This is a genomic window from Nonomuraea sp. PA05, assembly GCF_008086045.1.
Classification (GTDB): Bacteria; Actinomycetota; Actinomycetes; order Streptosporangiales; family Streptosporangiaceae; genus Nonomuraea; species Nonomuraea monospora.
The window spans coordinates 1-25,024 of sequence record NZ_VSEY01000086.1; the positions used below are offsets into that span (position 1 = coordinate 1).

26 protein-coding genes, 2 tRNA genes and 1 pseudogene are annotated in these 25,024 nt (G+C 67.3%); 13 read left to right on the forward strand and 16 right to left on the reverse strand.

The window, feature by feature from the left end:
* Window positions 1-108: 108 nt before the first annotated feature.
* From FXF51_RS59375 to FXF51_RS59385, 3 genes are all read right to left on the reverse strand, one after another.
* Entirely contained in the window at window positions 109-603 is a 495-nt protein-coding gene (locus tag FXF51_RS59375; RefSeq protein WP_148443687.1) for a hypothetical protein, read from the reverse strand.
* Between the two features lie 84 nt (window positions 604-687).
* Entirely contained in the window at window positions 688-2,286 is a 1,599-nt protein-coding gene (locus FXF51_RS62320) for a restriction endonuclease (RefSeq protein ID WP_222871988.1), read from the reverse strand.
* A 176-nt stretch (window positions 2,287-2,462) separates the two neighbouring features.
* Window positions 2,463-2,810 (reverse strand): nucleoside triphosphate pyrophosphohydrolase, encoded by a 348-nt coding sequence (locus FXF51_RS59385; RefSeq protein ID WP_222871989.1) that lies wholly within the window; start codon window positions 2,808-2,810, stop codon window positions 2,463-2,465.
* Between the two features lie 31 nt (window positions 2,811-2,841).
* Between FXF51_RS59385 and FXF51_RS59390 the strand changes: the two genes are divergently transcribed.
* The gene (locus tag FXF51_RS59390) at window positions 2,842-3,858 is read left to right on the forward strand and encodes an HNH endonuclease signature motif containing protein (RefSeq protein ID WP_148443689.1); all 1,017 of its coding nucleotides are present in this window, start codon (window positions 2,842-2,844) and stop codon (window positions 3,856-3,858) included.
* Window positions 3,859-3,891: 33 nt separating this feature from the next.
* On the opposite strand, the gene FXF51_RS59395 is transcribed toward FXF51_RS59390, so the two are convergent.
* On the reverse strand, window positions 3,892-4,956 hold the full coding sequence (locus FXF51_RS59395) for a DUF3883 domain-containing protein (RefSeq protein ID WP_148443690.1): 1,065 nt from the start codon (window positions 4,954-4,956) through the stop codon (window positions 3,892-3,894).
* Window positions 4,957-5,283: 327 nt separating this feature from the next.
* Window positions 5,284-5,356 (reverse strand) — tRNA-Arg (locus tag FXF51_RS59400).
* Between the two features lie 808 nt (window positions 5,357-6,164).
* Between FXF51_RS59400 and FXF51_RS59405 the strand changes: the two genes are divergently transcribed.
* Window positions 6,165-7,253 (forward strand): D-alanyl-D-alanine carboxypeptidase family protein, encoded by a 1,089-nt coding sequence (locus FXF51_RS59405; RefSeq protein ID WP_262380656.1) that lies wholly within the window; start codon window positions 6,165-6,167, stop codon window positions 7,251-7,253.
* A gap of 16 nt (window positions 7,254-7,269) precedes the next feature.
* Here the strand turns inward: FXF51_RS59405 and mscL are convergent, their stop codons facing one another.
* The 4 genes from mscL to FXF51_RS59425 form a co-directional block, all read right to left on the reverse strand.
* Window positions 7,270-7,668: a large conductance mechanosensitive channel protein MscL gene (gene mscL, locus FXF51_RS59410; protein WP_148443691.1), complete on the reverse strand. Its 399-nt coding sequence runs from the start codon at window positions 7,666-7,668 to the stop codon at window positions 7,270-7,272.
* 23 nt (window positions 7,669-7,691) lie between these two features.
* Window positions 7,692-8,288, reverse strand: a complete 597-nt coding sequence (locus tag FXF51_RS59415) for an RcpC/CpaB family pilus assembly protein (protein WP_262380657.1) — start codon at window positions 8,286-8,288, stop codon at window positions 7,692-7,694.
* Window positions 8,285-9,091, reverse strand: a complete 807-nt coding sequence (locus FXF51_RS59420; protein ID WP_148443710.1) for an S-methyl-5'-thioadenosine phosphorylase — start codon at window positions 9,089-9,091, stop codon at window positions 8,285-8,287. Before FXF51_RS59420 ends, FXF51_RS59415 begins: the two co-directional genes overlap by 4 nt.
* A gap of 403 nt (window positions 9,092-9,494) precedes the next feature.
* Window positions 9,495-10,235: a VOC family protein gene (locus FXF51_RS59425; RefSeq protein WP_148443692.1), complete on the reverse strand. Its 741-nt coding sequence runs from the start codon at window positions 10,233-10,235 to the stop codon at window positions 9,495-9,497.
* Between the two features lie 464 nt (window positions 10,236-10,699).
* Here FXF51_RS59425 and FXF51_RS64025 point away from each other — a divergent pair, with 464 nt between their 5' ends.
* A complete protein-coding gene (locus FXF51_RS64025; protein ID WP_411268446.1) occupies window positions 10,700-10,879 on the forward strand; it encodes a hypothetical protein in 180 nt (59 codons plus the stop codon).
* A gap of 14 nt (window positions 10,880-10,893) precedes the next feature.
* On the opposite strand, the pseudogene FXF51_RS64030 reads toward FXF51_RS64025, so the two are convergent.
* The 3 genes and pseudogenes from FXF51_RS64030 to FXF51_RS59440 all read right to left on the reverse strand — a co-directional run.
* A pseudogene (locus FXF51_RS64030) lies at window positions 10,894-11,034 on the reverse strand (FmdB family zinc ribbon protein); the annotation flags it as partial.
* A gap of 71 nt (window positions 11,035-11,105) precedes the next feature.
* Window positions 11,106-12,611 carry a potassium/proton antiporter gene (locus tag FXF51_RS59435; RefSeq protein WP_148443694.1) on the reverse strand — a complete coding sequence of 502 codons (1,506 nt, stop codon included), beginning with the start codon at window positions 12,609-12,611 and terminating at the stop codon, window positions 11,106-11,108.
* 24 nt (window positions 12,612-12,635) lie between these two features.
* Entirely contained in the window at window positions 12,636-13,205 is a 570-nt protein-coding gene (locus FXF51_RS59440) for a 5-formyltetrahydrofolate cyclo-ligase (RefSeq protein ID WP_187415192.1), read from the reverse strand.
* Between the two features lie 24 nt (window positions 13,206-13,229).
* Between FXF51_RS59440 and galU the strand changes: the two genes are divergently transcribed.
* From galU to FXF51_RS59475, 7 genes are all read left to right on the forward strand, one after another.
* Complete coding sequence (gene galU / locus FXF51_RS59445) at window positions 13,230-14,132, forward strand: UTP--glucose-1-phosphate uridylyltransferase GalU (protein ID WP_148443696.1); 903 nt, start codon at window positions 13,230-13,232, stop codon at window positions 14,130-14,132.
* Window positions 14,119-15,306: a gephyrin-like molybdotransferase Glp gene (gene glp, locus FXF51_RS59450; protein WP_148443697.1), complete on the forward strand. Its 1,188-nt coding sequence runs from the start codon at window positions 14,119-14,121 to the stop codon at window positions 15,304-15,306. Before galU ends, glp begins: the two co-directional genes overlap by 14 nt.
* Complete coding sequence (gene moaC, locus FXF51_RS59455; protein ID WP_148443698.1) at window positions 15,303-15,779, forward strand: cyclic pyranopterin monophosphate synthase MoaC; 477 nt, start codon at window positions 15,303-15,305, stop codon at window positions 15,777-15,779. Before glp ends, moaC begins: the two co-directional genes overlap by 4 nt.
* Before the next feature lie 41 nt (window positions 15,780-15,820).
* The gene (locus tag FXF51_RS59460; protein WP_411268445.1) at window positions 15,821-16,291 is read left to right on the forward strand and encodes a molybdenum cofactor biosynthesis protein B; all 471 of its coding nucleotides are present in this window, start codon (window positions 15,821-15,823) and stop codon (window positions 16,289-16,291) included.
* A gap of 58 nt (window positions 16,292-16,349) precedes the next feature.
* The gene (locus FXF51_RS59465; protein WP_187415194.1) at window positions 16,350-17,003 is read left to right on the forward strand and encodes a GNAT family N-acetyltransferase; all 654 of its coding nucleotides are present in this window, start codon (window positions 16,350-16,352) and stop codon (window positions 17,001-17,003) included.
* Between the two features lie 124 nt (window positions 17,004-17,127).
* Window positions 17,128-17,712 carry a hypothetical protein gene (locus FXF51_RS59470; RefSeq protein WP_148443700.1) on the forward strand — a complete coding sequence of 195 codons (585 nt, stop codon included), beginning with the start codon at window positions 17,128-17,130 and terminating at the stop codon, window positions 17,710-17,712.
* 50 nt (window positions 17,713-17,762) lie between these two features.
* Window positions 17,763-17,836 (forward strand) — tRNA-Ala (locus FXF51_RS59475).
* A 247-nt stretch (window positions 17,837-18,083) separates the two neighbouring features.
* Here the strand turns inward: FXF51_RS59475 and FXF51_RS59480 are convergent.
* The 3 genes from FXF51_RS59480 to FXF51_RS59490 all read right to left on the reverse strand — a co-directional run bounded on the left by FXF51_RS59480 (window position 18,084) and on the right by FXF51_RS59490 (window position 20,770).
* On the reverse strand, window positions 18,084-18,863 hold the full coding sequence (locus FXF51_RS59480; protein WP_148443701.1) for a hypothetical protein: 780 nt from the start codon (window positions 18,861-18,863) through the stop codon (window positions 18,084-18,086).
* Between the two features lie 1,011 nt (window positions 18,864-19,874).
* Window positions 19,875-20,213: a hypothetical protein gene (locus tag FXF51_RS59485; RefSeq protein WP_187415193.1), complete on the reverse strand. Its 339-nt coding sequence runs from the start codon at window positions 20,211-20,213 to the stop codon at window positions 19,875-19,877.
* Window positions 20,210-20,770, reverse strand: a complete 561-nt coding sequence (locus FXF51_RS59490; RefSeq protein WP_148443703.1) for a hypothetical protein — start codon at window positions 20,768-20,770, stop codon at window positions 20,210-20,212. The genes FXF51_RS59485 and FXF51_RS59490 overlap by 4 nt, the downstream gene beginning before the upstream one ends.
* An 89-nt stretch (window positions 20,771-20,859) precedes the next feature.
* On the opposite strand from FXF51_RS59490, the gene FXF51_RS59495 reads away from it, so the two are divergent.
* Window positions 20,860-22,155 (forward strand): hypothetical protein, encoded by a 1,296-nt coding sequence (locus tag FXF51_RS59495; protein WP_148443704.1) that lies wholly within the window; start codon window positions 20,860-20,862, stop codon window positions 22,153-22,155.
* Between the two features lie 303 nt (window positions 22,156-22,458).
* Here FXF51_RS59495 and FXF51_RS59500 read toward each other — a convergent pair whose 3' ends face one another.
* Window positions 22,459-22,854, reverse strand: a complete 396-nt coding sequence (locus tag FXF51_RS59500; RefSeq protein WP_148443705.1) for a hypothetical protein — start codon at window positions 22,852-22,854, stop codon at window positions 22,459-22,461.
* A 125-nt stretch (window positions 22,855-22,979) separates the two neighbouring features.
* Here FXF51_RS59500 and FXF51_RS59505 point away from each other — a divergent pair, with 125 nt between their 5' ends.
* Window positions 22,980-23,705, forward strand: coding sequence for an ABC transporter ATP-binding protein (locus FXF51_RS59505; RefSeq protein WP_148443706.1), 726 nt, complete (start codon window positions 22,980-22,982; stop codon window positions 23,703-23,705).
* On the forward strand, window positions 23,702-25,015 hold the full coding sequence (locus FXF51_RS59510) for an ABC transporter permease (protein ID WP_148443707.1): 1,314 nt from the start codon (window positions 23,702-23,704) through the stop codon (window positions 25,013-25,015). The genes FXF51_RS59505 and FXF51_RS59510 overlap by 4 nt, the downstream gene beginning before the upstream one ends.
* Window positions 25,016-25,024: the final 9 nt, after the last annotated feature.

The window sequence follows — 25,024 nt, forward strand, 5'->3', positions numbered from 1 at the left end:
ATGGGTGATCTGGAAAGCTCGTGCCAGGCAACCGCCCAGGCCCTTCGTCGCCGCGCCGACCAGCTTCGGAAGGAAGCTGCGCAGGTGACCGGTCCGGTGTGATTGGGGTCAGCCGGCGCGAGGGTAGCATTCGGTCTTGCCGACGATTGTGACGTTAGGCTTGGAGTCTGCACGAGCGAAGAGTATGAAGGTCAATCGAGCTTCTGGGTCGACCAGTACGGCAACGCTCGTGTCGTCTTCCCAGAGGTCGAGATTGTCGACCACCTCGTCGTGGTAGCCCCTGCTGAGGAGTTCGCCTTTCAACGTCCCTACCAGGCTGAGAGGGTTCTCCTTGGAGGGATCCGTGAAGTCGCCTTTGGCAATGTAGAAACGTCGCTGCTGGTCGGGTCCGCAAGATGAGTTCCGGTCTGGACCGTCTGCCCGTTCTTTCGTCAGTCCTGTAACGCGCGGTCCGAGCCAGGTCGCGACCGCATCTCCATCTGCAACGAGCTTCTTGGTAGCCTCCGCCTGTGGCGGTGGTTCCGGCTCACCAGAACAACCCGTCAGGACCGCGGAACAGACAAGTGCCGCGGCAAACATTCTCGAAGTCGCACCAAGGCGCACGACCGGACACTATCCGAGCAGCCTCGGCTCGTACATCCGCTTTGCCCCACCCATAGCGAGTCGCGATGGAGGGGCGCGGCTTCACTAGATAACAGGCCCGGGTCGCCCAGTCTGTCTATTGTTGGAGGCCTTGGCCTGTCGCGGCGGTGTGGTGCCTGGGATGACGTCGATGTTCAGGTGCTTTTTGATCAGGTGTTTGAGCTCTGCGCCGTTGATGAGCGTAACCCTGTTGCGCTGGGCGAACTGCTCGCTCGCCCGGCCGAACCACGAAGTGGTGACCAGGACGCCCGTGGTCGCGTTGTGATCGGCCATCACGCCCGTAAGTGCGTGAACGGCGTCGAGACCTACGAGCCCTGACCACCGCTTCGCCTGGATGAGGCAGACGCCTCCGAAGAAGAGGTTGTCGCTCGTCGCCACGGCGTCGACTCCGCCGTCCTTGGACGGGATGGTCGTCCATGCTTCGGCCCCCATCGCCACGAACAGTTCCCGCACGAGGTGCTCGAACTCGGTGGGCGAGAGCTTGAGCAGGTTGCGGCGCGAGTCGAGTCCCGACACGACGTCCATGTCCTCGGAGAATCGGAACCGCTTGAGGTCGAAGGTGATGAACGGCTCGATGGCTTCGAGGTCGTACGGGTTCGGCGACACGAGGGCGTTGAGCCGCTTCAGACATGCCACAGGATTGACGTCGGCGAGGACGAGGTCCTCGAATTCGGCCCGCTCGGCCTCCACGCTCAGCAGGTGAGGGCGTACCTTCTTGCCCGTCGCCTGGTCGATGGTGTTGAGGCGGCCGTTGAACACGATCGCTTCGACGAGTTCGCGGGGCGTAGAGGTGAAGATCTCGTGCAGGGCGCGGAGCGCGACGCAGGCGAGAAGCTTGGCGTAACGCTGCTTCACCTCCGTCTGGGGCCGGGGGACCGGGTCGATGGCATCTCGGCTCTTGATGTACTTGTACGCGCGCACCTCCGGCACGACGCCTTGCGGCGGGAGCTCGAATTCGACGACCAAGTCGTGGTTCTCGGGGCGGTAGGCCACCTGGAAGAGCTTGGGGAAGCCCTTCGGGTATATCGATCGTTCCAACACCTTCGACGCGAACCATTCCAACGCTTCTGGCCGACCGGCATCGAAGTCCGTACGGATCTGGTTGAGCCGGGCGTTGGCGTCTGCGATTTTCTTCTGTTCCTCGGCCACTTGATGGTCGTAGGCGCTGCGAGCGGCATTCAGCTCGCTCATCCGCTGCTGCACACGTTGCTGATAGCTGTCGGTCGCGCTGTTGTAACGTGCGCGAGCCTCGGCGAGGGCCCGCTCGTAGCGGTCCTTGCTCTTGAAGATCTTGCCGAAGCCGGATGGGGGTGCAGGCTGGTACGCGGCCCAATTAGGGGCCGGCTCGGAGACGGTCAGGCGTGGCTCTGGCTCGAATGGCCGTACGGAGCTGGCCACTCGCATCTGGTCAAAGGAGAGGGGCAGCACTCGAAGCGCTGAGAGCAAGACGCGATCCAGTTCTTCGATGCGCTGGGCGACCTCGGCCGTCTTCCGCTCTGCCGTGGACTGCTGGCGTTCCAGATGTTGGCGCTGGCGCTCGCGTTCCTGCTCTTTGGCGAACTTCTCAGCTTCACGAGCTTGTCGTTCGGCCTCGCGGCGAAGAGCTGCTTGACGTCGTTCCCACTCGCTACGACCACCCGCCACCTTGATCAGCCCTCCGCTCTGAACCGGGACAGCCGGACACGTGCCAACGCATTGTGGTCGGCTCGCGGTCCACTGTGACGACTGGATCAGATTAGATCGACTGCTCGTGTTCGTCACAGGGTCTGATCAGGTACAGGCGCCTTGCTCGAAGCCCCAACGTGGTCGTTACCAAGCTCCTATGACTGTTCAGGTGACCTCACCTCGTCCAGCCAGAGCCGGCGCCCGAAGCCGCCTCGCTTGGCTCGCTTGAGCTGGGCGGCCTCCTTGACCTCCTCGTCGGAGTATCCGAGCGTTGCAGTCAGGGCCACCAGAACCTCGTAGATGTCGGCGAGCTCCTCCAGAAGATCACTAGCTTCGGCACGCCTCAACTCCTCGGCCTCCTCGGCGAGCTTGGCCGTCAAGGCGGGGATCACTTCGGACTCGCCCAGCACACGCACCGTGGGCGTCTTGCCCGCGGCCTCGATGATCCGTGGAATCTCATCACGAACCAGCTTGCCGTAGACGATCGTCTGTTCCGCGCCCAAAACTGTCGCCCCCTTACCCGATACTGCTCGCATGGACTACCGCCGCGGTGTGGTCACCGGTGAAAGCGTATGGCGTGCCATCGTGCTGTACGGCGCGAACTCGGCCACCTACAAGTTCGCCTTCGGCGCGGCCCTGCTGGAGGTCGCCGCCACCGGCCGCAACCATGTGACGCTCGAAGAACTGGCACCGCCGTACGCGGCACTCCTATGTGAAGCCCTTCAGCGTCAGCCCCGGCAGGGAACCGCGGCCCGCAGCCGATTCCTGGACGCCTGCCGTGCCTTCAATACCGGCGAACTCGACCGCGACACCTTGCACCGGCGCACGGTCCAGCTTGGCTTCAGCAACGTCATCGACGCCTTCCCCAAGCTGGGCGGTGATCAGGCGCCACTGAGCTTCTATGAGGACGAGCGCAAGAACTCCGCAGCTCCGGGCCTCGTACTACGCGACGAGTTGCTCGAACTCGCCGCATCGGTACAGGCCCAGGACCTGGGCGCAGAGACCGCCGCTCGCTGGCGACTGGTGGAGACGGCGTGGGCCACCGGGATCTCCGATGGGGTCTTGGGCCCGTCGCTTGACTATGACCGTGATCAGCAGGCCCTGGTGCTCCAGTCCAAGCAGCGCCGGCAAAACGTGACCGGCGTGGTCCCCGCCCTCAGCGGATATCAGGATGGTCGCTGCGCCTACTGCAACGAGCTCATGACCCAGACCGTAGGCACTGGACCCATCGTTGAGCACGTCCTGCCCTATAAGCTGCTCACCCGCGTGTGGGATGGCCCCAATGTAGATGCCATTTGGAATCTTGTTTTGGCCTGCTGGTTCTGCAACAGCGCCAAGCGGGACCGAGCTCCGCACGAGACGTGGATGCCGTGGCTCGAAGTGCGTAACAACGACCTCATCGAATCACGTCATCCGCTGCGCGAAGTACTCATGGCCCAGACCGGCGCCACCGCGGCCGAGCGGCATGAGTTTCTCAAGCGCGCGTACCGGAGGGCGACAGAGCTCCTCCCGGCAGTCTGGACGCCGCCGATTGCCGGCTACCGCGCATAGAACCTGCCTGCGGCGCACGTCGTGATTCGCCCATCAGGCCTCAGATTTCTGGCCGTCCTCTGGCAGCTGGTACTTGTACCCGATGGGTGACAGCCGAGCTTGATCTAGTGACCAAGGGTGAAATATCGAGGTTGTGCCCCCGCTCGTAGAAACTTCACCCTGATCGTCGCGCTTCACGGCGATGTTGCTCAGCACGAACAGGGCCACGTGCGGGTACTCCTTGGCGTGCTGGACTTCGTTCGGCGTAAGGAGAATTTCCTGCGGATCGCCGGTCGTCCCCTTCACCTCGACGTGCCATGAGAGGCCGTCGATCTCGACCACATAGTCGAAGCTCTCGGTGCGCGAGGTGTCTGTGACCTTGCCGAGCTTGTTGTAGTGCAGGAGAGCCTCGTTCATCGCGTGCGTCTCAACCGCTACCTTCACCCGCTGGTCGGTGGCGAAGCCTTGGCCCTTGCGAGACTTCCGCGGGCGACCGGCGGCAGCGGCGACCTCACGTTCGGCCTCCTCAACGCCGCTCCGAGTGAGAACTGTAGGGGGCCGGTCGCCGACGAGTGCCTCCACGGCTTCCTTCACCTCTGGGAGCACATCGAGCACTGCGGTCGGGCACTTGGCGAGGTAGGTCTGCCAGGTCCGTAGAGAGTCCTGATACTGGATCCACGGGAAGTAGAGCCGCTGTCGTGGAAACTCTGCCTGCAAGGCATCTCGGACCGCAAAGAGGGCTAATCGGCGTTGCCGGAGTATCGCTAAGGGCAACGGTTCGGCCAGGGGGCGATAGTCCGCGAGCGCAACGACGAGGCCGGGGAGCCACTCAGGCTTGGCGCCGGCTTGTCTCGCGTAGGAGCCGCGTGCAACCCACCAGATCGGCTCGTTGTACCGCTCGCCTGTCGCGCGGCTGACGCCGACAATCTGCTCTGCGGCGCTGTCGTAGTGGATGACAAGGTTGTTGGCCTGGACGGCACTGACCAGTGCGTAGCCGGGGGTGCTCACACCGCCCCGAGCGGCAATGGGCGCTTTCACGTCGCTGCCGATGTCGTCTCGTCGCGTGATCTCCATGAACAAGTTCTCATCGGACCGCTGCGACCACCAGTACGCGACCATGGTCCTCATCCTGCCGCAGTTGGATCTTGTACTCCATAGGTCCACGCCGGGCTGCGGGGCTCAGCCCTCCTTCAGCCCTGCCTTCTGTGCGACCATGTGGGTTGTCTCGCCTTCCGTCTTTGTCGCAGTCTCCTCGCTCGCCGTCAGGAAGCCGAACTGTTTCCCTGAGCTGGGAAAACGCAATCAAGATCATCCCGTATATATCCCGTGATCAAGGTCCTACGGCTGCATACGGGTGCTCTCGGCTACCTAACCAGGGTCTGATAAGCAAAAGACCTGCGGCAGAGAAACCGCAGGTCAGAGACCAAATTTCCTGGTCGAGATGTGTGCCCCCGGCAGGATTCGAACCTGCGGCACCCGCTTTAGGAGAGCGGTGCTCTATCCCCTGAGCTACGGAGGCGGACTCCCGTAAGCCTAGCGAAACTTTGGCACTGCGTGTGACGCACCCCCACCCCCACTTTCGCAACGTTGGTTATGGCTGCTCTGAGCTGCGGTAAAGGCATGACAAGTGATCAGATTCTTGCGCATCGGGCACGGCTACCGTCTGACGCTGTGACCAGGAGGCGATGCGTGCAGGCCCGTCGGCGGCCCGTGGTGCTGTTTGGGGCGTTGCTGGCGCCGGCGATTCTTGCGGGAGGGTTGCTGGCGGGGGAGATGCGTGGGTTTGAGCAGGGGACCGCTACCGCTAGTGCTGGGGATGGAACGGGCGGGGTGGTGAGGGTGGCGTTCGAGCCGGTGTTGGTGCCGGCGCCTGCTCGGCCTAGTCGGCGGTATGCGGCGGCGATGCCTTCGCCGGTGCGGGAGGTGCCTGAGCGGGTGCCGAGGGTGGAGGTCGGGGAGAGGGCTCCGGAGGTTGTGGAGGAGGAGCCTGTTACGCCGGCGCCTGTGCGGAGTCAGGGCGGGTGTCCGGGGGAGTGGGTGGATACCTGGTTGTGGGAGTTGTGCAGGGATCGGGAGCGGGAGGGGGCTGGTGATAGCTGGCTGCCGGGGATTTGAACCGGGGGTGGGGGAGCGGCGTAGTGATCTATATGAGGGGGTGTGGAGCTGCTCTGTAGGAAGTCGGCAGGTGGGTGCGGGGCGGGGCTCGCTGGGCAAAGTGGGCTATTTGTCTCATAACAGCTCTTCGGAGTTCGGTCCGGGCACTCGGGGGGCTGTAGTAACGTGCGTGCCTGACCAGGGTCATGAGATTGCAAACGGAGGAGTCGAACGTGCCAGCCCCTCGATCAGCGGGTCTGATCGCGGTTGTCATGGCGGTGGCTTCTCTTCTCGTGCCCTTGGGTGGTGTGTCGGCTCAGGCTGAGGAGCGGGTTCGGCGGGAGGTCGTGCGACAGGATCCAGCCGATCTGACCGCGTTGCGGAAAGAGGCTGAGAAGTCGGCCAAGGAGCTTGAGGACGCCACCAAGGCGTTGGAGAAGCGGCGGGCCGAGATCGCGGCGTCCGAGAAGGAGCTCAAGAGCAAGCTGACCGCGCTGCAGGAGCTTGAGCGGCGGTTGGCTGTGATGCGGCAGCCCGTGTCGCAGATGGCTGAGTTGCTGTATCAGCAGCCGCTCATGGCCGGGGGGATCGTGCCGTTCCTGTCGGGGAGCGCCGATGAGAAGACGCTGCGCGCGCTGATGGACGCCAATCAGATCGTGGCCGTACGGCAGCAGGCCGTCGAGCAGACGAGTGCGCTGTACAAGGAGACCGAGCGGCTGGCCGGTGAGGCGCAGGAGTTGCGGGCCGGGAATCTGCTGGCTGAGGCGCAGCTGGCTGCTGAGGTGGACACGTTGCGGCAGCGGTCTGACAAGATCGTGAAGTCTCTGACGGCGGCGCTGGTGAAGCTGGGCATCAAGATTGACAAGGTGGGGCGGGCGGCGCTCGGGTGCAATCCGCTTCGGGCCGCTACGGCCGATCAGTATCCGAACGGGCTGATTCCGAAGGCCATGCTGTGTCCGTTGCAGCAGAAGGGGTTCAGTCTGCGGGCCGATGCGACCATCGCGTTCGTCAGTCTGAATGAGGCTTATCGGCAGCGGTTCGGGAAGTCCATGTGCGTGACGGACGCGTACCGGAGCTTGGCCGAGCAGCAGTCGGTCTACTACCGGCGGCCGGGGTTCGCGGCGGTGCCGGGGCGGAGCAACCACGGGCTCGGGCTGGCTGTGGACCTGTGCGGTGGGGTGGAAAGGTCCGGGTCCGCGGAGTTCGTCTGGATGGAGAAGAACTCCAAGAGGTACGGGTGGTTCCACCCCTCCTGGGCCTACAGCAGCCCGTTCGAGCCGTGGCACTGGGAGTACGATCCCAAGATCGATACGCTGCTCTGAGATCTTCTCCCTTCGATCAGACCGGAGCCACTTCCGCGCTGCAGAAGGCGCAGCGGGAGGCGGGCTTGGGGATTTCCGACAGGCATTCGGGGCAGTCGCGGGTCTTCGACTCGACCTTGGCGGCGGCGCGCTCCTTGATGTGCGTGTACGGCTTCACGACCAGGAAGTACACCACCCCGGCGATCAGCAGGAACGAGATGAGCGCGTTGATGAGGTTGCCGTACATGAAGTTGGACTGACCGACTGTCACCTTGAGTGAGGAGAAGTCGGGCAGGCCGCCGAACGCGGAGATCAGTGGCGTGAGCAGGTCGGCCACGAACGACTGGACGATCGAGTTGAAGGCCGCCCCGATGACCACGGCCACGGCCAGGTCGATGACGTTCCCCTGCATGAGGAACTTCTTGAATCCGTTCATGGGAGTGAATCGTATCTGAACGATTACCCAGAGTTAGGTTTGATGGTGAGGGAGATTCGGGCGTGGGCCTGGGCGGTCGCGAGGTCGGCGGCTTGGGTGGGGGTTGTGGCGAGGACGATCAGGGTGCCGTCGGATCTGCTGGTGTCCGAGGCAGGAGGTCGCTTCGGGATTGATAGGACCGTGGTGTCCTGGGCCAGCTGGCGGGCTGGGGTGGCCTCGTCGTAGGCGGCCAGGAGGGTGATCGTCGAGCCGGGGGAGATCAGGGCAGCGGCCGCGGCGTCGGCTATGCGTACCGGTGTGGCCACCAGGCCCGGCGGGAGGCGGTAGGCGGCGAGGAGGCGGGCGTCGGTGAGGGGCTCGCCTCTGCGCATGGGAGTGGCCAGGGTCTGGCCTGCGGGGATCGTTCGTACTGCTCCTGCGGGTGGCGGGGTGAGGGCGGCGGGGTGGAAGTCGGCCGGGTTGAGCGGGCCGGGGGAGAGGTCGCGGGCGGCCACCAGGACCGTGGGGGCGGAGCCGGCGGGGCGGGTGGCGATGAAGGCCGCGACGATCGAGACGGCGGCGAGCGCCGCCGCGATGAGGCGGCGGCGACGGCCGTGGCGCGACAGCCAGGACTGGATCACGGTAGCTCGAAGGGGAGCTTGATGCCGTCCAGGGCCGAGCCGCAGGGGCAGGTGCGTTCCTCCGGGAGGGATTGCACGGTTTCGGAGATCAGGGTGCGCATGCGGGTGACGTTCTGGGCGAAGAACTCGAGGACCTCGTCGTGGGTCACGCCCTGGCCGGCCTCCACCCCGGCGTCGTGGTCGGTCACGAGGGAGACGGACGTGTAGCAGAGCGCGAGCTCGCGGGCCAGGATCGCCTCGGGGAAGCCGGTCATGCCCACGATCGACCAGCCGTTGCTCGCGAACCACTGCGACTCCGCACGGGTCGAGAAGCGCGGGCCCTCGATGACCACCAAGGTGCCGCCGTCGACCGTGGCCCAGTCGCCCGCGCGAGCCGTCGCCACGGCCGTGGCGCGGCCCGACGGGCAGTACGGGTCGGCGAACGAGACGTGGACGGCGCCGTCGATGTCGTAATAGGTCTGGGGACGTCCAGAAGTGCGGTCCACGAGCTGGTCGGGGACGACGATGGCGCCGGGCCCGTACTCGGCTCTCAGCGAACCTACGGCGCTGGGCGCGAGCACCTGGCGGACGCCGAGCGAACGCAGTGCCCAGAGGTTGGCGCGATAGGGGATGCGGTGTGGCGGGAAGCGGTGATCTCGCCCGTGCCGCGGGATGAACGCCACGGAACGGGAGCCGATGCGCCCGACGGTGACTACATCGCTCGGAGGGCCGTAGGGGGTGGCGAGCTCTACCTCCTCCGCGTCGTCGAGCAGGGAGTAAAAGCCTGAACCGCCGATTACGCCGATATCTGCGCGAGTGACCATGGCGCAGAGAGTAGCCGGAGCGGTGGTGGGTCGGGGGAAGGCGAACGGCGTTCTGTGGATAACTCGGCGAGGGGCGGGGAGGGCTGTGGATAGACCTGGGCTACGTTCATGGGGCTGAGCATGCAGGCGTGGTGTCGCGTTCATGGGGCCATGCGGGCCTGGGGGCCGCGTTCACGGGACTGAGCAAGCAGGCGTTCATGGAGGCGGATATGCAGGCGTGAGTGCCGCGCATGGGGGCAGGCGCGCAGGCATAAGCGTTGCGCGTGCATTGGGGGCGTGGATGGCCGCCGCCGGGCGCAGATCAACAGAGGACTGCTGCGCAAGTCGGACGGCGGCCCCGCCGGTGCCGGCGATGTCGCTGTGCGGGAGATGTCGGCGACGTCCGAGGAGCCGGTTGTGTCCGTCAGCCGCGGCCGAGGACGCAGAACTCGTTGCCCTCCGGGTCCGCCAGGACCTTCCACGAGACATCGCCCTGGCCCACGTCGGCGGTGGTGGCGCCCAGAGTCAGTAGCCGGGCCACCTCCGCCTGCTGGCCGTCGATGGGGTCGGGCAGCAGGTCGAGATGGATGTGGTTCGCCACGGGTTGTCCGCCGGGCGGTGTGCGGAGGAACTCCAGGTAGGGGCCGGAGTCCTTGGCGGAGCGCAGGCGCGCGTGATTGTCGGTGACCTCGTGCAGGGTCCAGTCCAGGGCCTCGTCCCAGAACCGGGCCATGGTGTGCGGGTCGGCGCAGTCGACCACTACTACGGCGATCGGCCCGGTGTCTCGGTAGAGCTCCCGGGGCTCCAGCACGCAGAACAGGTTGCCCTCGGGGTCGGCCAGAACCGTCCACGGGACGTCGCCCTGGCCTATGTCGGCGGGCGTCGCGCCGAGATCCTTCAGCCGCGTGACCAGCTCCGCCTGGTGGGCGAGGGAGGTGGTGGCGAGGTCGAAGTGCACGCGGTACTTCACCGTTTCGGGGTCCGGGACGGTGACGAGGTCGATGTAGAACGCGTTGGGGTCCGGCCAGGAGAAGCCCTCAGGTTCGAGGTTGGTCACACCGGGGGCTTCGCTGGAGGTGCGCCAGTTGAGAGCCTCCGCCCAGAAGCGGCCGAGCGCCGCGTCGTCCTGGGCCTTGATATTCACCTGAACCGGTCGTAGAGCCATGCCGCCGATCATATGCCCCGGTAGATGAGCATGTATGAGCCTGTCAGCGGGCTGGCGCTCGGACATGAGGGGGCTACTGCACGGCTCTGGAACTCGTCGGCGTGGGAGTGTGCAGTCGTGCGGGCGTAAGGTGGCGCGGGGTGGGGTGCGGGGCCGGGCGGGTGCGCGGTCGTCGGGCTTGTGGCATGCGAACGCGAGGCGGGTGGCGTGCGAGGGCACGGCCCGCGGATGTGCGACGTGCAGTGTGCCACTGCATGGCCGTTGGGCGTGCGTGGCGTACGCATGGGCGGCGTGAGGCCATGCCGGGGTCGGCTGAGCGGGCGTCAGGGCTGCTCAGCGCGGGACTGTGCCAACGCGGGCCGACCCTGGGCTATGGACATGCGCCACGGACGGCACCGCACCGAGCAGCGGCGCGCCATCGGCGCACGGCTCCACTCAGCATCGGAAGCCGTGCGGGTTCTCAGTTGGACGCGGCAGCAGGCGCAGGCGTAGAAGCCGAGCTGGACGAGCTCGAACTGGACGAGTTCGAACTGGACGAGTTCGAACTGGACGAACCCGAGTCCGACGACTTGCTCTCCCCAGACTTCGCAGAGGACGAAGAAGAAGAGGAAGACGACGAGGACGAACGGTTGTCGGTCTTGTAGAAGCCAGAGCCCTTGAACACGATGCCGACCGCGGAGAAGACCTTCCGCAGGTTGCCCTGGCAATTGGGGCAGACCGTCAACGCATCGTCGGTGAACTTCTGGACGACCTCGAGCTGCTCACCGCAGTCGTTGCAGGCGTACTGGTACGTCGGCACGCGCTCCTCCTTAAACAAGCTCTAGCACTCGAGCGATGCGACTGCTAATGGTAACCGATAGGGCCAAACACCTATTCCAACCCCCGCTCTCCGTACCATCCGGCCAGCTTGCCGCTGCGGCTGACGGCGCGCAGGCGGCGTTCGACCTGATCACGGCAGGAAGCGGTGGTGACCACGAGGAGCTGGTCGTCCGCGCGGATGCGGGTGGTGGTGGCGGGGACGAAGGATTTGCCGTCGCGGACGACGAGCGTGACCTGGGCGCCGGCGGGCAGGCGGAGCTCGAAGATCTCCACGCCGTGCAGCCGGGAGCCGGTCGGCACCTTGACCTGCAGGAGGTCGGCCTTGAGCTCCTCCAGGGGGGCCGATTCCACGGCGAGGTCGTGGGCCTCGCCCGGGGCGGACACCCCGAGTACGCGTGCCGCGAACGGCAGCGTCGGCCCCTGGAGCAGGGTGAACACGATGACGATCACGAAGACCTGGTTGAAGAGGTCCTTGGAGCCCTCGACGCCGGCCGCCCAGGGGATGGTGGCCAGCACGATCGGGATCGCGCCGCGCAGCCCGGCCCACGACAGGAAGGCCTGGTCGCGCCAGTTCACCCAGCCCAGCCGCAGGAGCCAGGCCAGCCCCGAGCTGACCACGACGGAGAGCGGGCGGGCCAGCAGGACCAGGATGGTGCCGGTGATCAGGCCGGGGACGATGGCCGACGGCATCTCCTGCACGTCGGCCAGCATGCCGAGCATGACGAACAGGCCGATCTGCGCCAGCCACGCGGCGCCTTCCGCGAAACCTCTGGTGGCGGCCCGGTGTGGCAGGCGGGAGTTGCCCAGGATGAGCGCCGTCAGGTAGACGGCCAGGAAGCCGGAGCCGTGCAGCAGGACGGCGCCGCCGTACGAGACGAAGGTGAGCGCCAGCACGGCGATCGGGTACAGGCCCGAGGCGGGCAGGGCGACGCGGCGCAGGGCGTACGCGCCGGTGGGGCCGACGGCGAGGCCGACGGCCGCGCCGATGATCAGCTCGACGGACGTCTCGAGAAGGAACGTTCCGAGCGTCGCCTGGGAGTGGGACGTGCCGCTGAGCAGCACCACGGCGATGACCGTGGGCGCGTCGTTGAAGCCGGACTCCGCCTCCAGCACGCCCGCCAGCCGCGGCGGCAGCGGCAGCCTGCGCAGCACGGAGAAGACGGCCGCGGCGTCGGTGGAGGCGAGCACCGCGCCGAGGATCAGCGCCGTGGTGCCGTCGATGCCGAGCAGCCCCTGGACGAGCAGCGCGACCACGACGATGCTGACCGTCACGCCCACGGTGGCCATCACCAGGGCCATCGGGACGGATCGCCGCACATGGGACCAGTTCGTGGTCAGGCCGCCCTCGGCGAGGATCACCGCGAGCGCCGACAGGCCGATCTGCTGGGCGAGCTGCGGGCTCTCGAACGGGATCCCGAACCCCGAAGGCCCCAGGGCCAGACCGAAGCCGAGAAAGATGAGAAGACTGGGCAGACCGGTGCGATGCGCGAGACGTACGGACGCGATGGCCGCGATGACGGTCGCGGCACCGATGAGGAGCCAGAGATCAAGCGTCATCTGGCTCCTCTCCCGTCCCTGTGTTCACATAAGCCTAGTGAGTCCGGAAGGCGTCATCGCATAGCGGACGCGGCGGTCGTGCGGCTCAGCCGGGACCTCGTCGATCAGTTCGCCGTCGTGCAGCAACGCCACGGTGGGGACGTTCGGGCCGACGCGGGCCAGGGCTCGATCGTACGAACCGCCGCCGCGTCCCAGGCGGATCCCCGTGCACCGGTCGACCGCCAGCGCGGGCGCGATCACGAGGGCGGCCGTGCGTACGGCGTCCACGCCGCGGCGGGTGTCGACCGGCTCCATGATCCCGAAGCGGCCGGGAGCCAGCGTGTCAGGCCCGTCGTACACCGCCCAATCCAGGTCATTGTCCTCACGGAGCACCGGCAGGATAACTGTGGCCCCATGTTTCCAGAGAGCGAACACGAGCCCGTGCGTCTCCGGCTCCGACCCCGTTGACCAGTAGCAGGCCACCAGACCGGCCATCTGGACCCAGGGCTGTTCGAGCAGGGTTTCACGGACCTTGATGGCGTTTGCACGCAGTTGTCCGGGGGAGAGGGAGGTGCGCGCCGCGATCAGCTCGCGGCGCAGGTTCAGCTTGTCCACAGGTCCCTCCACTAGGGTCTACTCATGGCTGACTTCGACCCTGTGACGAAAGCCGTCGTGCCCGCCGCGGGTCTGGGCACCCGGTTCCTTCCGGCGACCAAGGCGACACCCAAGGAGATGTTGCCCATCGTCGACAAGCCCGCGATCCAGTATGTCGTCGAGGAGGCCGCCTCCGCTGGGCTCCTTGACGTCCTCATGGTCACCGGCAAGAACAAACGCTCGATCGAGGACCATTTCGACCGCGCGTTCGAGCTGGAGGAGGCCCTTGAGGCCAAGGGCGACGAGCACCGGCTGTCCCAGGTCCGCGAGCCCGCTTCCCTGGCGACCCTGCATTACGTACGCCAGGGCGAGCCGAAGGGGCTCGGACACGCGGTGCTCTGCGCCAAGCAGCACGTCGGTGACCATCCGTTCGCCTGTCTGCTCGGTGACGACCTCATCGACCAACGCGACCACCTGCTGCGCCGCATGATCGAGGTGCGCGACACGTTCGGGGGAAGCGTGATCGCGCTGATGGAGGTGCCCAGGGAGCAGGTCTCGCTGTACGGCGTGGCGACCATCGAGGCGACCGCCGAGGAGGACGTCGTGCGCGTCACGGACCTGGTGGAGAAGCCACCGGCCGACGAGGCGCCGTCCAACTGGGCGATCATCGGGCGTTATGTGATCGATCCGGCGGTGTTCGAGGTGCTGGAGAACACCCCGCCGGGGCGTGGCGGTGAGATCCAGCTCACGGACGCGCTGCGGACGCTCGCCTCGCGCGGCTCCGAGGAGGGCGGCCCCGTGCACGGCGTCCTGTTCAGGGGGCGGCGCTACGACACGGGCGACAAACTGGACTATCTGCGGACTGTGGTGAAGTTCGCGGCGGATCGGCCGGATCTGGCGCCGGAGTTCGTGCCGTGGCTGCGGGAGTTCCTTGATGAAATCAGTTGACGCGCATCTGGCCGACATTCTGGCCACTGTTCGTCCGCTGGCCCCTCTTGAGCTGGAGCTGGAGCAGACTCTGGGGGCGACGCTGGCCGAGGACGTGTCCTCGCCGGTGCCGCTGCCGCCGTTCGACAACTCGGCCATGGACGGGTACGCGGTCCGAGCCGAGGATCTGTCGGAGATTCCGGTCACATTGCCGGTGATCGACGACGTGGCGGCCGGGTCGGTGGAGCTGCGGGCCGTGGGGCCCGGGCATGCCGTACGCATCATGACGGGCGCTCCGCTGCCTGCCGGGGCTGACGCGGTGGTGCCGGTGGAGTGGACCGACGGCGGCACCGTCTCCGTACGCATCGATCGCCGCGCCGAGCCCGGCAACGCGGTCCGGCGGGCCGGGGAGGACGTGCAGACCGGGGAGGTCGTGCTCAAGGCCGGCACCCTGATCGGGCCCGCGCAGCTCGGGATCATCGCGGGAGTGGGCAGGCGGCGCGTCTGGGCGCGGCCGCGGCCCAGGGTCGTGGTGATCTCCACCGGCGCCGAGCTGGTCGAGCCCGGCGGCCCGCTCCAGCCCGGCCAGATCTGGGACTCCAACAGCTACACGCTCACGGCGGCCGTCCGGGAGGTGGGAGCCGAGGGCTTCCGCGCCGGCTCCGTCGGGGACGATCCGGGCGTACTGCTCGATCGGCTGGACACGCACCTGGTGCGCGCCGACGCGATCATCACCAGCGGCGGGGTGTCGATGGGGGCGTACGAGCCGGTCAAGGAGGCGCTGTCGCCGCTGGGCACGGTCCGCTTCGAGAAGGTGGCGATGCAGCCGGGGATGCCGCAGGGGTTCGGCGTCCTGGGCGACGATCAGGTGCCGATCTTCGCGCTTCCCGGCAATCCGGTGTCGTCCTTCGTGTCGTTCATGCTGTTCGTACGGCCCGCGCTGGACAAGATGCGCGGCCTGCCGGGAGGCATGCCGGAGACGGTCACCGCGCGGACCACCGGGCCGTTGCGGTCGCCGTTCGGGCGGCGGTCGTACCTGCGCGGCGTGCTGGCGGCCGACGGCACGGTCTCACCCGCGCACGGGCAGGGATCACACCAGCTCGCCGCGCTGGCCTCGGCGAACGCGCTCATCGTGGTGCCCGAGGACGTGACCGAGATGGAGGCCGGGGCTGCTGTGGAGGTGGTGCGGCTTTGAGTGAGCTGACGCACATCGACGAGACCGGGGCGGCGCGCATGGTCGACGTGTCCGCCAAGGACGTGTCGGCCCGCAGCGCCACGGCCACGGGGCGGGTGCTGCTGTCGGGCGAGACCGTGGCGCTGCTGCGGTCGGGGGAGGTGCCCAAGGGCGACGCGCTGGGGGTGGCGCGGATCGCGGGGATCATGGGGGCGAAACGTACGCCCGACCTGATTCCGCTGTGCCATCCCATCGCGTTGCACGGGGTGAAGGTGACGCTCGACGTCGAGGACTGGGGCGTGGGGATCACGTGCAGGGTCAAGACGGCGGATCGCACCGGGGTGGAGATGGAGGCGCTGACCGCGGTGTCGGTGGCGGCTCTGGCCTTGATCGACATGGTCAAGGCGGTTGATCCGGGTGCGGTGATCACTGATGTGCGGGTGGAGGAGAAGCTGGGCGGGAAGACGGGGCGGTGGACGCGGGATCAGGCGTGAGATCCTTCAGGGCCGAGTGAGAGGCGGGTGCGGTGCGGGCGTTGGTGATCACGGTGTCGAACCGGGCGTCGGCGGGGATTTATGAGGATAAATCGGGGCCACTGCTCGCCGATCTCCTCCGAGGGGACGCCGGCTGCGAGGTCGTCGACGGCCCTGTGGTGGTGCCCGACGGCGAGCCGGTCGAAAGTGCGCTGCGTGACGGGATCGCGGACGACTACGACGTCATCGTCACCACTGGCGGGACCGGGCTGACGCCCATGGATTTGACGCCGGAGATGACGTCCCGGGTAATTTCCCGGGAAATTCCCGGTATTGCGGAGGCCATCCGCTTGGCGAATCGGGAAAAGGTGCCGACTTCCGTACTGTCGCGCGGACTGGCCGGGCAGGCAGGCAACACCTTGATCGTTAATTTGCCCGGCTCCTCCGGTGGCGTACGGGATGGCGTCGCCGTACTGGCTCCGATTCTGCGCCATGCGGTTGATCAGATCAAGGGAGGCGATCACCCGCGCTGACGGCGAATCCGATCGCGCCGCGTTGATCCGTGGCGACATCGCGCCCGATAGGGGGATGATGAGAGATGTGGATCGACTTCGTGGCTGGCCGGTGACCCTGAACGAAGGTCCGGTAGGCCTCCGGCCGCTGCGGCTGAGCGACGTACGCGTGTGGCGCGAGACTCGGCTGCGCAACGCCGACTGGCTACGTCCGTGGGAGCCGAGCAATCCTGAGACGCCGCTGTTCAGGACGGGGCTCGGGCCGTACATCTCGATGGTCGGCACCCTGCGCCGCGAGGCGAGGCAGGGGCTGGCGCTGCCGTGGGTGGTGACGTACGACGGGCGGTTCGCGGGACAGCTGACCGTGGGCGCCATTGTGTGGGGCTCCGCCCGTTCTGCTCAGGTCGGCTACTGGGTCGATGGGGCACTGGCGGGCAAAGGGATCACCCCCACCGCGCTCGCCATGGCCGTTGACCACTGCTTTTTCACCACTGGTTTGCATCGGCTGGAAGCGAACATCCGCCCCGAGAACCAAGCCAGCCGTAGAGTGGTTGAGAAGCTGGGGTTCAGGGAAGAAGGCATTCGGCGTCGCCAACTTCACATCGACGGAGCCTGGCGCGATCACATTTGCTACGCGCTGACCGTTGAGGACGTTCCCGGCGGGCTGCTCGTGCAGTGGCGTCGCGCGCGTGAGTCAGCCGCTCACGGGGGTTCCCCCGTCGAAGAGGTTTGACGATCTCGCGACACACCGCACCGAATGCTCGTCAATCAGTGACACGCGGTCTTACGGTGCGTGACGTGAGCATATTGAAGGCGCGACGAGCACATCCGCGTCTTCACGCTGCCCGGAGGTGGTCGTGAGCAGCGTCCTCCTCTACCTCGCAATCGTCGTGATGTGGCTTTGCGTCCTCATCCCGATGTGGCTGCGCAAGGACAAGCAGAACCTCGCTGAGCTGGCCGAGCTCGAAGAGTATTACACCGGCGAGCACCAGCTCCCCGATCTCGACAACCTGGCCCCGCCCGACTCCGACGAGGACGACGAGACGCCGCCGGTGGAGATCGAGAAGGTCGACGTCCGCCAGTTCCGCCTCCGGCGCCGCGCCATCATCGTCGCCCGCCGCCGGCGCCTGCTCTTCTTCACCGCCCTCCTGGTGATCGCCTCCGTCGTCACCGCCGCCGTGAAGGTGATCCCGTGGTGGGGCGTGGCGCCGTCCGTGGTCATCACGCTGGCCTACATGGCGTTTCTGCGCATCGCCGTACAGGTGGACGGCGAACGGCGCGCACGCGTCCTCCAGACGCGCGCTGAGCGCCTGCGGCGGCAGCGTGAGCAGCGGCGGGCCGCCGCTGAGGCGGAGGCTGAGGTCATTGATCTGACGACGTTGCATGCGGATGTTCTGTTCGATCAGTACGCGGAACCGCCCAAGCGGGCGGTGGGGGACTGAGTTGGGTGGCGCGAGGACCTCTGGAAGTTTGCTAATCTGGTCGAGTCCTTGGGGATGTAGCGCAGTCCGGTAGCGCACTTCGTTCGCATCGAAGGGGTCAGGGGTTCGAATCCCCTCATCTCCACCCAGGGCCGTTCTTGAAACGGCCGGACTGAAGTTGACGGGATCCCGTCTGATCATCGAGATCAGGCGGGATCTTGTCGTTTCAGGGGTTTCCGAATCAGGTTCGTCCTGGTTTGGGAGCCGCGGAGCGGGTGTCTGGGAAGGCCCAGGTGATGTCAGGCCGCTGGTCGAGATCCACGTTCGCGTCGCTGGGCATGGCGATGCCGGCTCCGGGTTGGGTGCTGCGACAAGGCAATCTGAACTGCGGATTATGGGGCCGGTGGCGGCCGGCTCCGGCCCGTGAGCGGCGTGCGGTCGATGTGCTCTGCTGGGAGCTCGAGGACGTCGGCGGATGTGTCGAGCTCGTCGGGGGGCTGATGGGCGTGGCGCCAGGCGTCAAGGAAATGGTCGTTGGCGACGGTGACGAGCAACGCGACCAGGATCGTCTGGGCGACGCGGCCGTGGGCGAGCCGGTTCTTCGGATCACTCAGGTCGAGGTCGTGGCCCTTGAGACGGCCGTTCAACCCCTCCGTCATGGCCCTGACCGCGGAGTACGTCCCCCGCCACGAAGTGCTGAGGTAGGGCAGATCCTGGCGAAACTTGTCGAGATGGCCGAGGTCGCCGGGGTGCAGGGTGATGGTGTGCTGGTGGCAGATCTTTGGCAGTTCACCGCTCTTGCGGTCAGGGGTCGGAGGCAAGACGCGGGGTTTGGCCGCAGGGTGGGCGGCTCGCTGCCGAGCGTCTGTCAGGTTGACCGCGGTGGGTCGGCTGGGCCCGCACTGGTGGAGGCGGTCGAAGCGGGGGCAGGTAACCGAAGGGGAGGTGCCCGCTGCCGGGCATTGCAAGCGGATGGCGCCGTCTGCGTTCGCGCTCTGTTTGAGGCGCAGCAAGTACGGCTCTCGCGCGGTGATCAACGCGGTGAGTTCTTCCGATGGTGTGCGGATGGCGGCGTCGTCCAGGCCGGTGGTAGCGGTGGCGAGCCGGTCGGGCATCAGTGGGCAGGCCAGGGAGCCGTCGATGAGCAGCGCGCCGTGGGCGCTGCCCTGCACTCCCCGCTGATCCACTTTGTAATCGAGTGCGAGTCGGTAGCCGAGTTCGCGTGCGGGCTGGGCGAAGTGGGCGGGTTGCTGGTCGGTGTAGGCGCGGTCGACGACGGCGCAGGCGGCGGGCAGGCCGAGCCCGGCCAGTTGGGCGCAGGGTGGTGATGGCGTTGGCGCCGATGCGTTTGTGCGGGGTGTCGAGGACCAGGCCGAGCGCCAGCTGCGGGAAGGACCCGTGTGCCGAGCGGGTGCGGGCGGCGACGGTGAGCGTAGCCGAATAGCCGTACTCGGGTGGGTCGTTCCCGGCCGAGTGATGCCAGCTTGCGGTGATCTCGGTGGAGGCGATCAGTTCGCCGGTGGAGCGGCGGGCGCGGGGTGGGCGGGCGAAGACCGGGGCGGCGGTGGTGTCGATGCCGACGTCGCCGCCAAATCCTGCCAGGTAGCCGCGGCCTTTGCTCCAGCGGACCGGGGTGAGCACGAGCGCAGTGACGATGCCTTGCAGCAGGTCACGCTTGCGGGTGTGGTCCGGGTTCTCGTCTTGCCAGGCGGTGGCGAGCAGCTCGGCCTCGTGCTGGGGCAGGCGCCTGCGGCGGTCGTGGCGGGCCGGGTCCAGCAGGCTGGTGAGCCGGTCGAAGGCGCGGTAGAAACGCCGGTTGTCGGCCAGGCAGGCGTGCGGGTCGTCGGGGTGTGGCAGGTCGGGGTCCAGTCCCAAATGCTCACGGGCGGTCGTAGACAGGCAGAAGGCGGCCAGCCGCCAGGCTTCGGCCAGGGTGGCCTTGCCGCTGTGGTGGATCGAGACCATCAGACAGACGAGCACCGCCCGGATGGGCACTCCTGCCGGGCCGGGGCGTGGGCCGAGCTCGGCGTCGATCAACGCCATGATGCCGGAGTCTTCCAGCAGCCGGGCGTAGTGGCTGATGACGGCATCAGGGACCTGCGCCGTCTGCTTGGCAGGAGGCCGAGGCCGGGTGGCTCGGGCTCGGGTGGTGCGCGGCGGCCAGGCGCGTGGCTTCGCCGTACTCACAAGGCGCGGCCGCGCAGCAGCGCGACCGCGGTGGGTTCGTCCAGGGCGGGGACGAAATGTTGGTAGCGGGCCAGCGCGGAGGTGCTCATTCCGGCCGCGGCGGCCACGACTCCCAGGTCGATGCGGGCGCTCAGCAGTTCGACGAGCCAGGAGGAGCGCAGCCGGCGTACCGACAGCGCGGGCAGGCCGCCGGTCGGGGTGTGGCGGGCGGTCCAGGAGCTGAACAGGTTCTTGGCGTGCCGGGCGGTGCGCCGGGGCCGGAAGATGAAGGCGTCGCCCGGCTGTTCGGCGGCGTGGGCCAGGACGTCTTCCCAGGCGGCGCGGCAGACGATCAACCGGTCTGTGCCAGGGACGCGGGCCACGATCGCGCGCAGTCCAGGCGGCGCAGATGCCCGGTCCGGACGGCGGCCACTTCTCCGGAGGTCAGACCGCAGCCGAAGGCGAGCGCCATCAACGCCGGAGCGTCGCCTCTGGCCTGGCCGGGCAGGCGTTCGGCCCAGCCGCGAAGGGGGCCGAGCTGGGCTGGCGAGTAGGGCGGGCTGACCGTCTTGGGGGCTTTCATCGGCGGCGGCGCTTGTTCGCCGCGTTTCAGCCAGGCCAGCGTGGCGCGCATGTGCCGCAGCCAGGACCGGTAGGTCTGCGCCGAGCTCGGGGCCAGGTCGGTGCAGCCGGTCAGGACGAAGGCGTCGATCGTCTCGTGCCGCAGCCACACTTCCGGGTCATCCGGCAGGCCGGAGCGGTGACACCACACGGCCAGCCGGGTGGTCGCGGTGAGCAGCCGCTCGACCCGGTAGGGGGAACGGTCGGCGCTGGCGGCGACCAGCATCCGGACGTGCCCGGCGATCTGTTCCCATTTCGGCGGGGCCTGCTGCGGCCGGTAGCTAGTGATCATACCGGGGCCAGTTCCAATCCTGAAGCCGGACGTCCGGCTGGAAGGCGAGCGCACATCAGCGGAAGACGCCTGTTGCAGTCGATGAACCGGTGATCTTCGCCGAGGTGACTGATGGGGTCAGCGACGAGGTCGTTCTCGTCACTTGCTCCGAAGTCGATCACTACTATCCTGGCATGCCACAGGATCAGAACGTCCGAACCATCATGAACAGGGCTGAACATCTCAAGCGCGAAGGACGCATCGACGAACATTGCACGCTGCTGCGTATGGCCGCCGAGGCCGGTCATGCGACAGCTGCCGCGCAACTGGGATGGCTACACAGCTTCGCCCCCGAGTGGAACACCATCGACCTCTTCGATGACCCCCGTTCCGCACAGCGATCACCGGCCGAGTCCCTTCTCCGACAGGCGCGGGAACTGGACCCCGACGATGGCGGCACCGCGACACTGCTGGCTGCGCTGTTGCTCTGGCAACTGCGCGAAATGCGAGCCTGTGACCCATACGACGGCGACTGGGTCGACGAGGTCGGCGACGAAGAGGAGGAACCCGAGGAGATCTGGGCGACGGCAATCCAAGCGCGACACAACGAGGCCGTACGGCTACTGGAACACGTGTTGCGGGCTGATCCGACGAATGCGTCGGCCGCAGTCGGCTTGCTGGCGGTCCGTGAGGCGGACTGGACTTCCCACCTCATCGAGCACTCGATCCACCAGCCTCCGCTGCCGGACTCCGACCTTGAAGGACGTCGGCTGCTGGAGGAGATGGTCACAGCAGCACGGCAGGCAGTCTCGATCGATCCGGGCGATTCTCTCGCCGTGGGGTTACTCGCCACCGCCCTGCGATGGCAGCAGCATCCAGAGGCCGTGGAATGGTCGAGGCGATTTCAGGCATTGCGCACCGAGATCCGCTGGCCCGAAGAGACGCCTGGAGGAAGGGATCGCGACCGGCCCACCCATGGCAGGTACAGCTGGTACCTGCTGGAGATCGCATACAGTGCCGATCCCCTGCACGGTGACGTCGTGACGGACACCGTCGTCACCGGTGATCTCGATGTCCTGCGCTGGGCCTGCGATCATCATCTCGCTGCTCGCCTCAAAGCAGTCCTCCCGGACGGAGACGGCGACTGCGGATCGGTAGAAGTGGCGATGTTCGAGCAAGGCGAACTAGTGGCCAACATTGATCTCACACCGCATCTGCAACTCGGGGACAGCGGAGCGGTGCACATCGATTGGATGGCCGGCTCGCTTCCGTTTTTGGCACTGGCAGGCGAATCGCTTCCACCCGGACACCCGGTTACCGACGCGTCACGGATGGCGGTCATCCCTTACGGCCACACCGATGGCGCGTCCCCGGGTTGGCATTTCGGCACGATCATTCCCGCTTGAAACCTGGGAAGCGATCACCCGCCGGCCGGGAAGCGATCTTTATGGTCGTCCGGAAACCCAGGTCGACCAGACTCGTGAACACCCCACCCAGGGCCGTTCTTGAAACGGCCGGACTGAAGTTGACGGGATCTCGTCGATTCAGGAGCTTCCGAATCGGGTTCGTCCTGGTTTGGGGACCGCGGAGCGGGTGCCCGGAAGGCCCGGGTGGTGTCAGGCCGCTGGTGGCGGAGCGAGATCTGGCCGTTGGGTATGGCGAAGCCGACGGTGAGCGAGGCGCTGCGACGGGGTGGTGGGGTTTGCGGCTTATGGGGCGGGTGGTGGCCTGCTCTGGCCTGCGGGTGGTGTGCCGTCGAAGGTCCCGGCTGGAGTCTGCGGCGTGTAGGTGAGTGTGACGGGCTCGTCGTGGGGCTCGTGGATGTGGCGCCATTGATCGAGGAAGTGGTCGTTGGTGGCCGCGACGAGCAAGGCGACCAGGATCGTCTGGGCGACGCGGCCGTGGGCGAGCCGGGTTTTGGGGTCACCGAGATCAAGAGTGTGTCCCTTGAGTCTGCCGTTGAGGCCCTCGGTGTTGGCCCGGACGGACTTGCAGGTTCCGATCCAGGCAGAACTGAGGTAGGCCACGTCCTGGCGGAACTTGTCGAGGTGGCCGAGGTCGCCGGTGTCCCGATTCGGGCCCCAGCTGCCTTGCACATCCGGCACATACCGGCCTGTTCACCTCGATTGTCGCGGTGCCCGGACTCCCTGGAGACATGCGGCCAGGCTCAGGGATCGTTCGGGGAGATACCGGATGGTTAGGGTGCGCGCGTTCCGGCACGCTGCTGATCATGATTGATCACGCGGTTCTCCTTGAGGAAGTGACCAGGACATATGGAAGGGGTGCAACCGAGGTGGCCGCGCTCCGGCAAGTCAGCGTTGCCTTCCCACGCGGCAGTTTCACCGCCGTGATGGGCCCGTCGGGGTCGGGCAAGAGCACTCTGCTGCAGTGTGCCTCGGGGCTGGACCGGCCGGATTCGGGCGCGGTGCGCATCGCCGGGCAGGACATCACCCGCTTGGGGGAGAAGGAACTGGCGGTGCTGCGCCGCGACCAGGTCGGCATCATCTTCCAGGCGTTCAACCTGGTGCCGTCGCTGACCGCCTGGCAGAACGTGATCCTGCCCAGCAGGCTGGCCAGGCGGCGGCCCGATGCGTCCCGCGTGCGCGAGTTGCTGCACCAGGTCGGCCTGGCAGGGCGGGAGAGGCATCGCCCGGCGCAGTTGTCCGGTGGCCAGCAGCAACGGGTGGCGATCGCCCGCGCCCTGCTCGGCAGGCCGGAGGTGCTGTTCGCCGACGAGCCGACGGGGGCGCTGGACCGCAGCACCGGACACGAGGTGCTGGCACTGCTGCGGGAAGCGGTCGACGCGTTCGGCCAGACGGTGGTCATGGTCACGCACGATCCGCAGGCGGCGGCCCAGGCCGACAGCGTGCTGTTCCTGACCGACGGGCAGATCGTCGACGTCCTGGACAGGCCCTCGGTCGACCAGATCGGCATGCGGCTGGGCGGCCGCCGGTGACACTCGTCCTGGCCTGGAACAACGTCCGGACCAATCGGCCGGGCTTCGCCGCGTCGTTCGCGGCGGTGCTCTTGGCCGTGACGCTGGTGGGTGGCAGCGGCATGCTGGTCGCCGGCGCCGGAGCGCGCGACGAGTTGAACGGCGTCATGGGGTTGCTGGTGCTGTCGGCCGCGGTGTCGGGCTTCGTGTCGATCTTCGTGGTCGCCGGCATGCTGGGCCAGCACGTGCTGCGGCAGCGCAGGACGTGGGGGCTGCTGCGGTCGGTCGGCATGACTCCGCGGCAGGTGCGGCGGCTGGTCACGGCGGAGGCGCTGGTACTGGCCGTGCTGGCGAGCGTGGCGGGCTGCGTGCTGGCCGTGCCGTATGCCGTGAAGATGGCGGAGGTCATGCGGATGACCGGGCTGGCGCCCGCGGGCGTTCCGGTGGGAGTGACGCCGGGACCGTTCATCGTGGCGCTGGTGGTCGGGCTGGCCGTGACGCTGCTGGCGGCCCGGATCGCGGCGCGCAAGGCTGTGCGCGTGGGGCCTTTGGAGGTACTGCGGGAGAGCGCGGCGCAGCGGCGGCTACTGCCCTGGCCCAGGGCTGTCATCGGGGTGTTGATGCTGTGCGGGGGCAGCGCCCTGGCGTATCTCGTGCCTCAGGTCAAACCGGTGGCCGCATTTCCGACCGGCTTGGGGGCGGCTATGGCGCTCTCCGTGGGCGCGTCCGCGCTCGGACCCGTCGCGCTGGCCGGTATCGGGTGGCTGCTGGGAGCCGTGCTGGCCCGACTCGACCCGGGCGCCGGGATGCTGGCCAGGGCTTCGTTGATCACCCAGCCACGCCGGGCGATGTCGGCCGCTTCCCCCGTAATGCTGACCGTGGCGCTCGCGTGCACCTTCCTGTTCGCCGTGGCGACCTCGGACGCGGCGGCGGGCGTGGTCCGTACGGGGGCGTCGGCGTGGGCGGCACCGATGCTGGTGGGGTCGGGCGTGGTCTACACCGTGATCGCGGTGCTGAACGCGACCGCGATGACGATGACCGAGCGGGCCGAGGAAATCCGGTTGCTGCGCACGGTGGGGACCAAACCGCGGCAGCTCACCAGGGCGGTGATCTGGGAGACGTTGATCGTGACGGCCGCTGGAACGCTGCTGGGGACGGGCATCGCGGTCGCCTGCCTCACCGCGCTAGGCAAGGCAGCGACCGGCGTGCCATGGTTCGCCTACTCTTTGCCGCAATACGCCGGACTGGTACTGGTCTGCGTGGTGAGCGGCCTGATCGGAGGGCTGACCGCCACGCGGCGGGCACGGCGCGGGGCCCTTCTGCCCGATTGAGCTGAATGG

What these genes read in the sequence shown, in the direction of transcription:
- FXF51_RS59390 (WP_148443689.1), top strand. Translation starts at nt 2,842, where the DNA reads ATGGACTACCGCCGCGGTGTGGTCACCGGTGAAAGCGTATGGCGTGCC.
- FXF51_RS59395 (WP_148443690.1), bottom strand. Translation starts at nt 4,956, where the DNA reads ATGGTCGCGTACTGGTGGTCGCAGCGGTCCGATGAGAACTTGTTCATG.
- mscL (WP_148443691.1), bottom strand. Translation starts at nt 7,668, where the DNA reads ATGAACGGATTCAAGAAGTTCCTCATGCAGGGGAACGTCATCGACCTG.
- FXF51_RS59420 (WP_148443710.1), bottom strand. Translation starts at nt 9,091, where the DNA reads ATGGTCACTCGCGCAGATATCGGCGTAATCGGCGGTTCAGGCTTTTAC.
- FXF51_RS59425 (WP_148443692.1), bottom strand. Translation starts at nt 10,235, where the DNA reads ATGGCTCTACGACCGGTTCAGGTGAATATCAAGGCCCAGGACGACGCG.
- FXF51_RS59435 (WP_148443694.1), bottom strand. Translation starts at nt 12,611, where the DNA reads ATGACGCTTGATCTCTGGCTCCTCATCGGTGCCGCGACCGTCATCGCG.
- galU (WP_148443696.1), top strand. Translation starts at nt 13,230, where the DNA reads ATGGCTGACTTCGACCCTGTGACGAAAGCCGTCGTGCCCGCCGCGGGT.
- glp (WP_148443697.1), top strand. Translation starts at nt 14,119, where the DNA reads ATGAAATCAGTTGACGCGCATCTGGCCGACATTCTGGCCACTGTTCGT.
- FXF51_RS59465 (WP_187415194.1), top strand. Translation starts at nt 16,350, where the DNA reads ATGAGAGATGTGGATCGACTTCGTGGCTGGCCGGTGACCCTGAACGAA.
- FXF51_RS59490 (WP_148443703.1), bottom strand. Translation starts at nt 20,770, where the DNA reads ATGATCACTAGCTACCGGCCGCAGCAGGCCCCGCCGAAATGGGAACAG.
- FXF51_RS59505 (WP_148443706.1), top strand. Translation starts at nt 22,980, where the DNA reads ATGATTGATCACGCGGTTCTCCTTGAGGAAGTGACCAGGACATATGGA.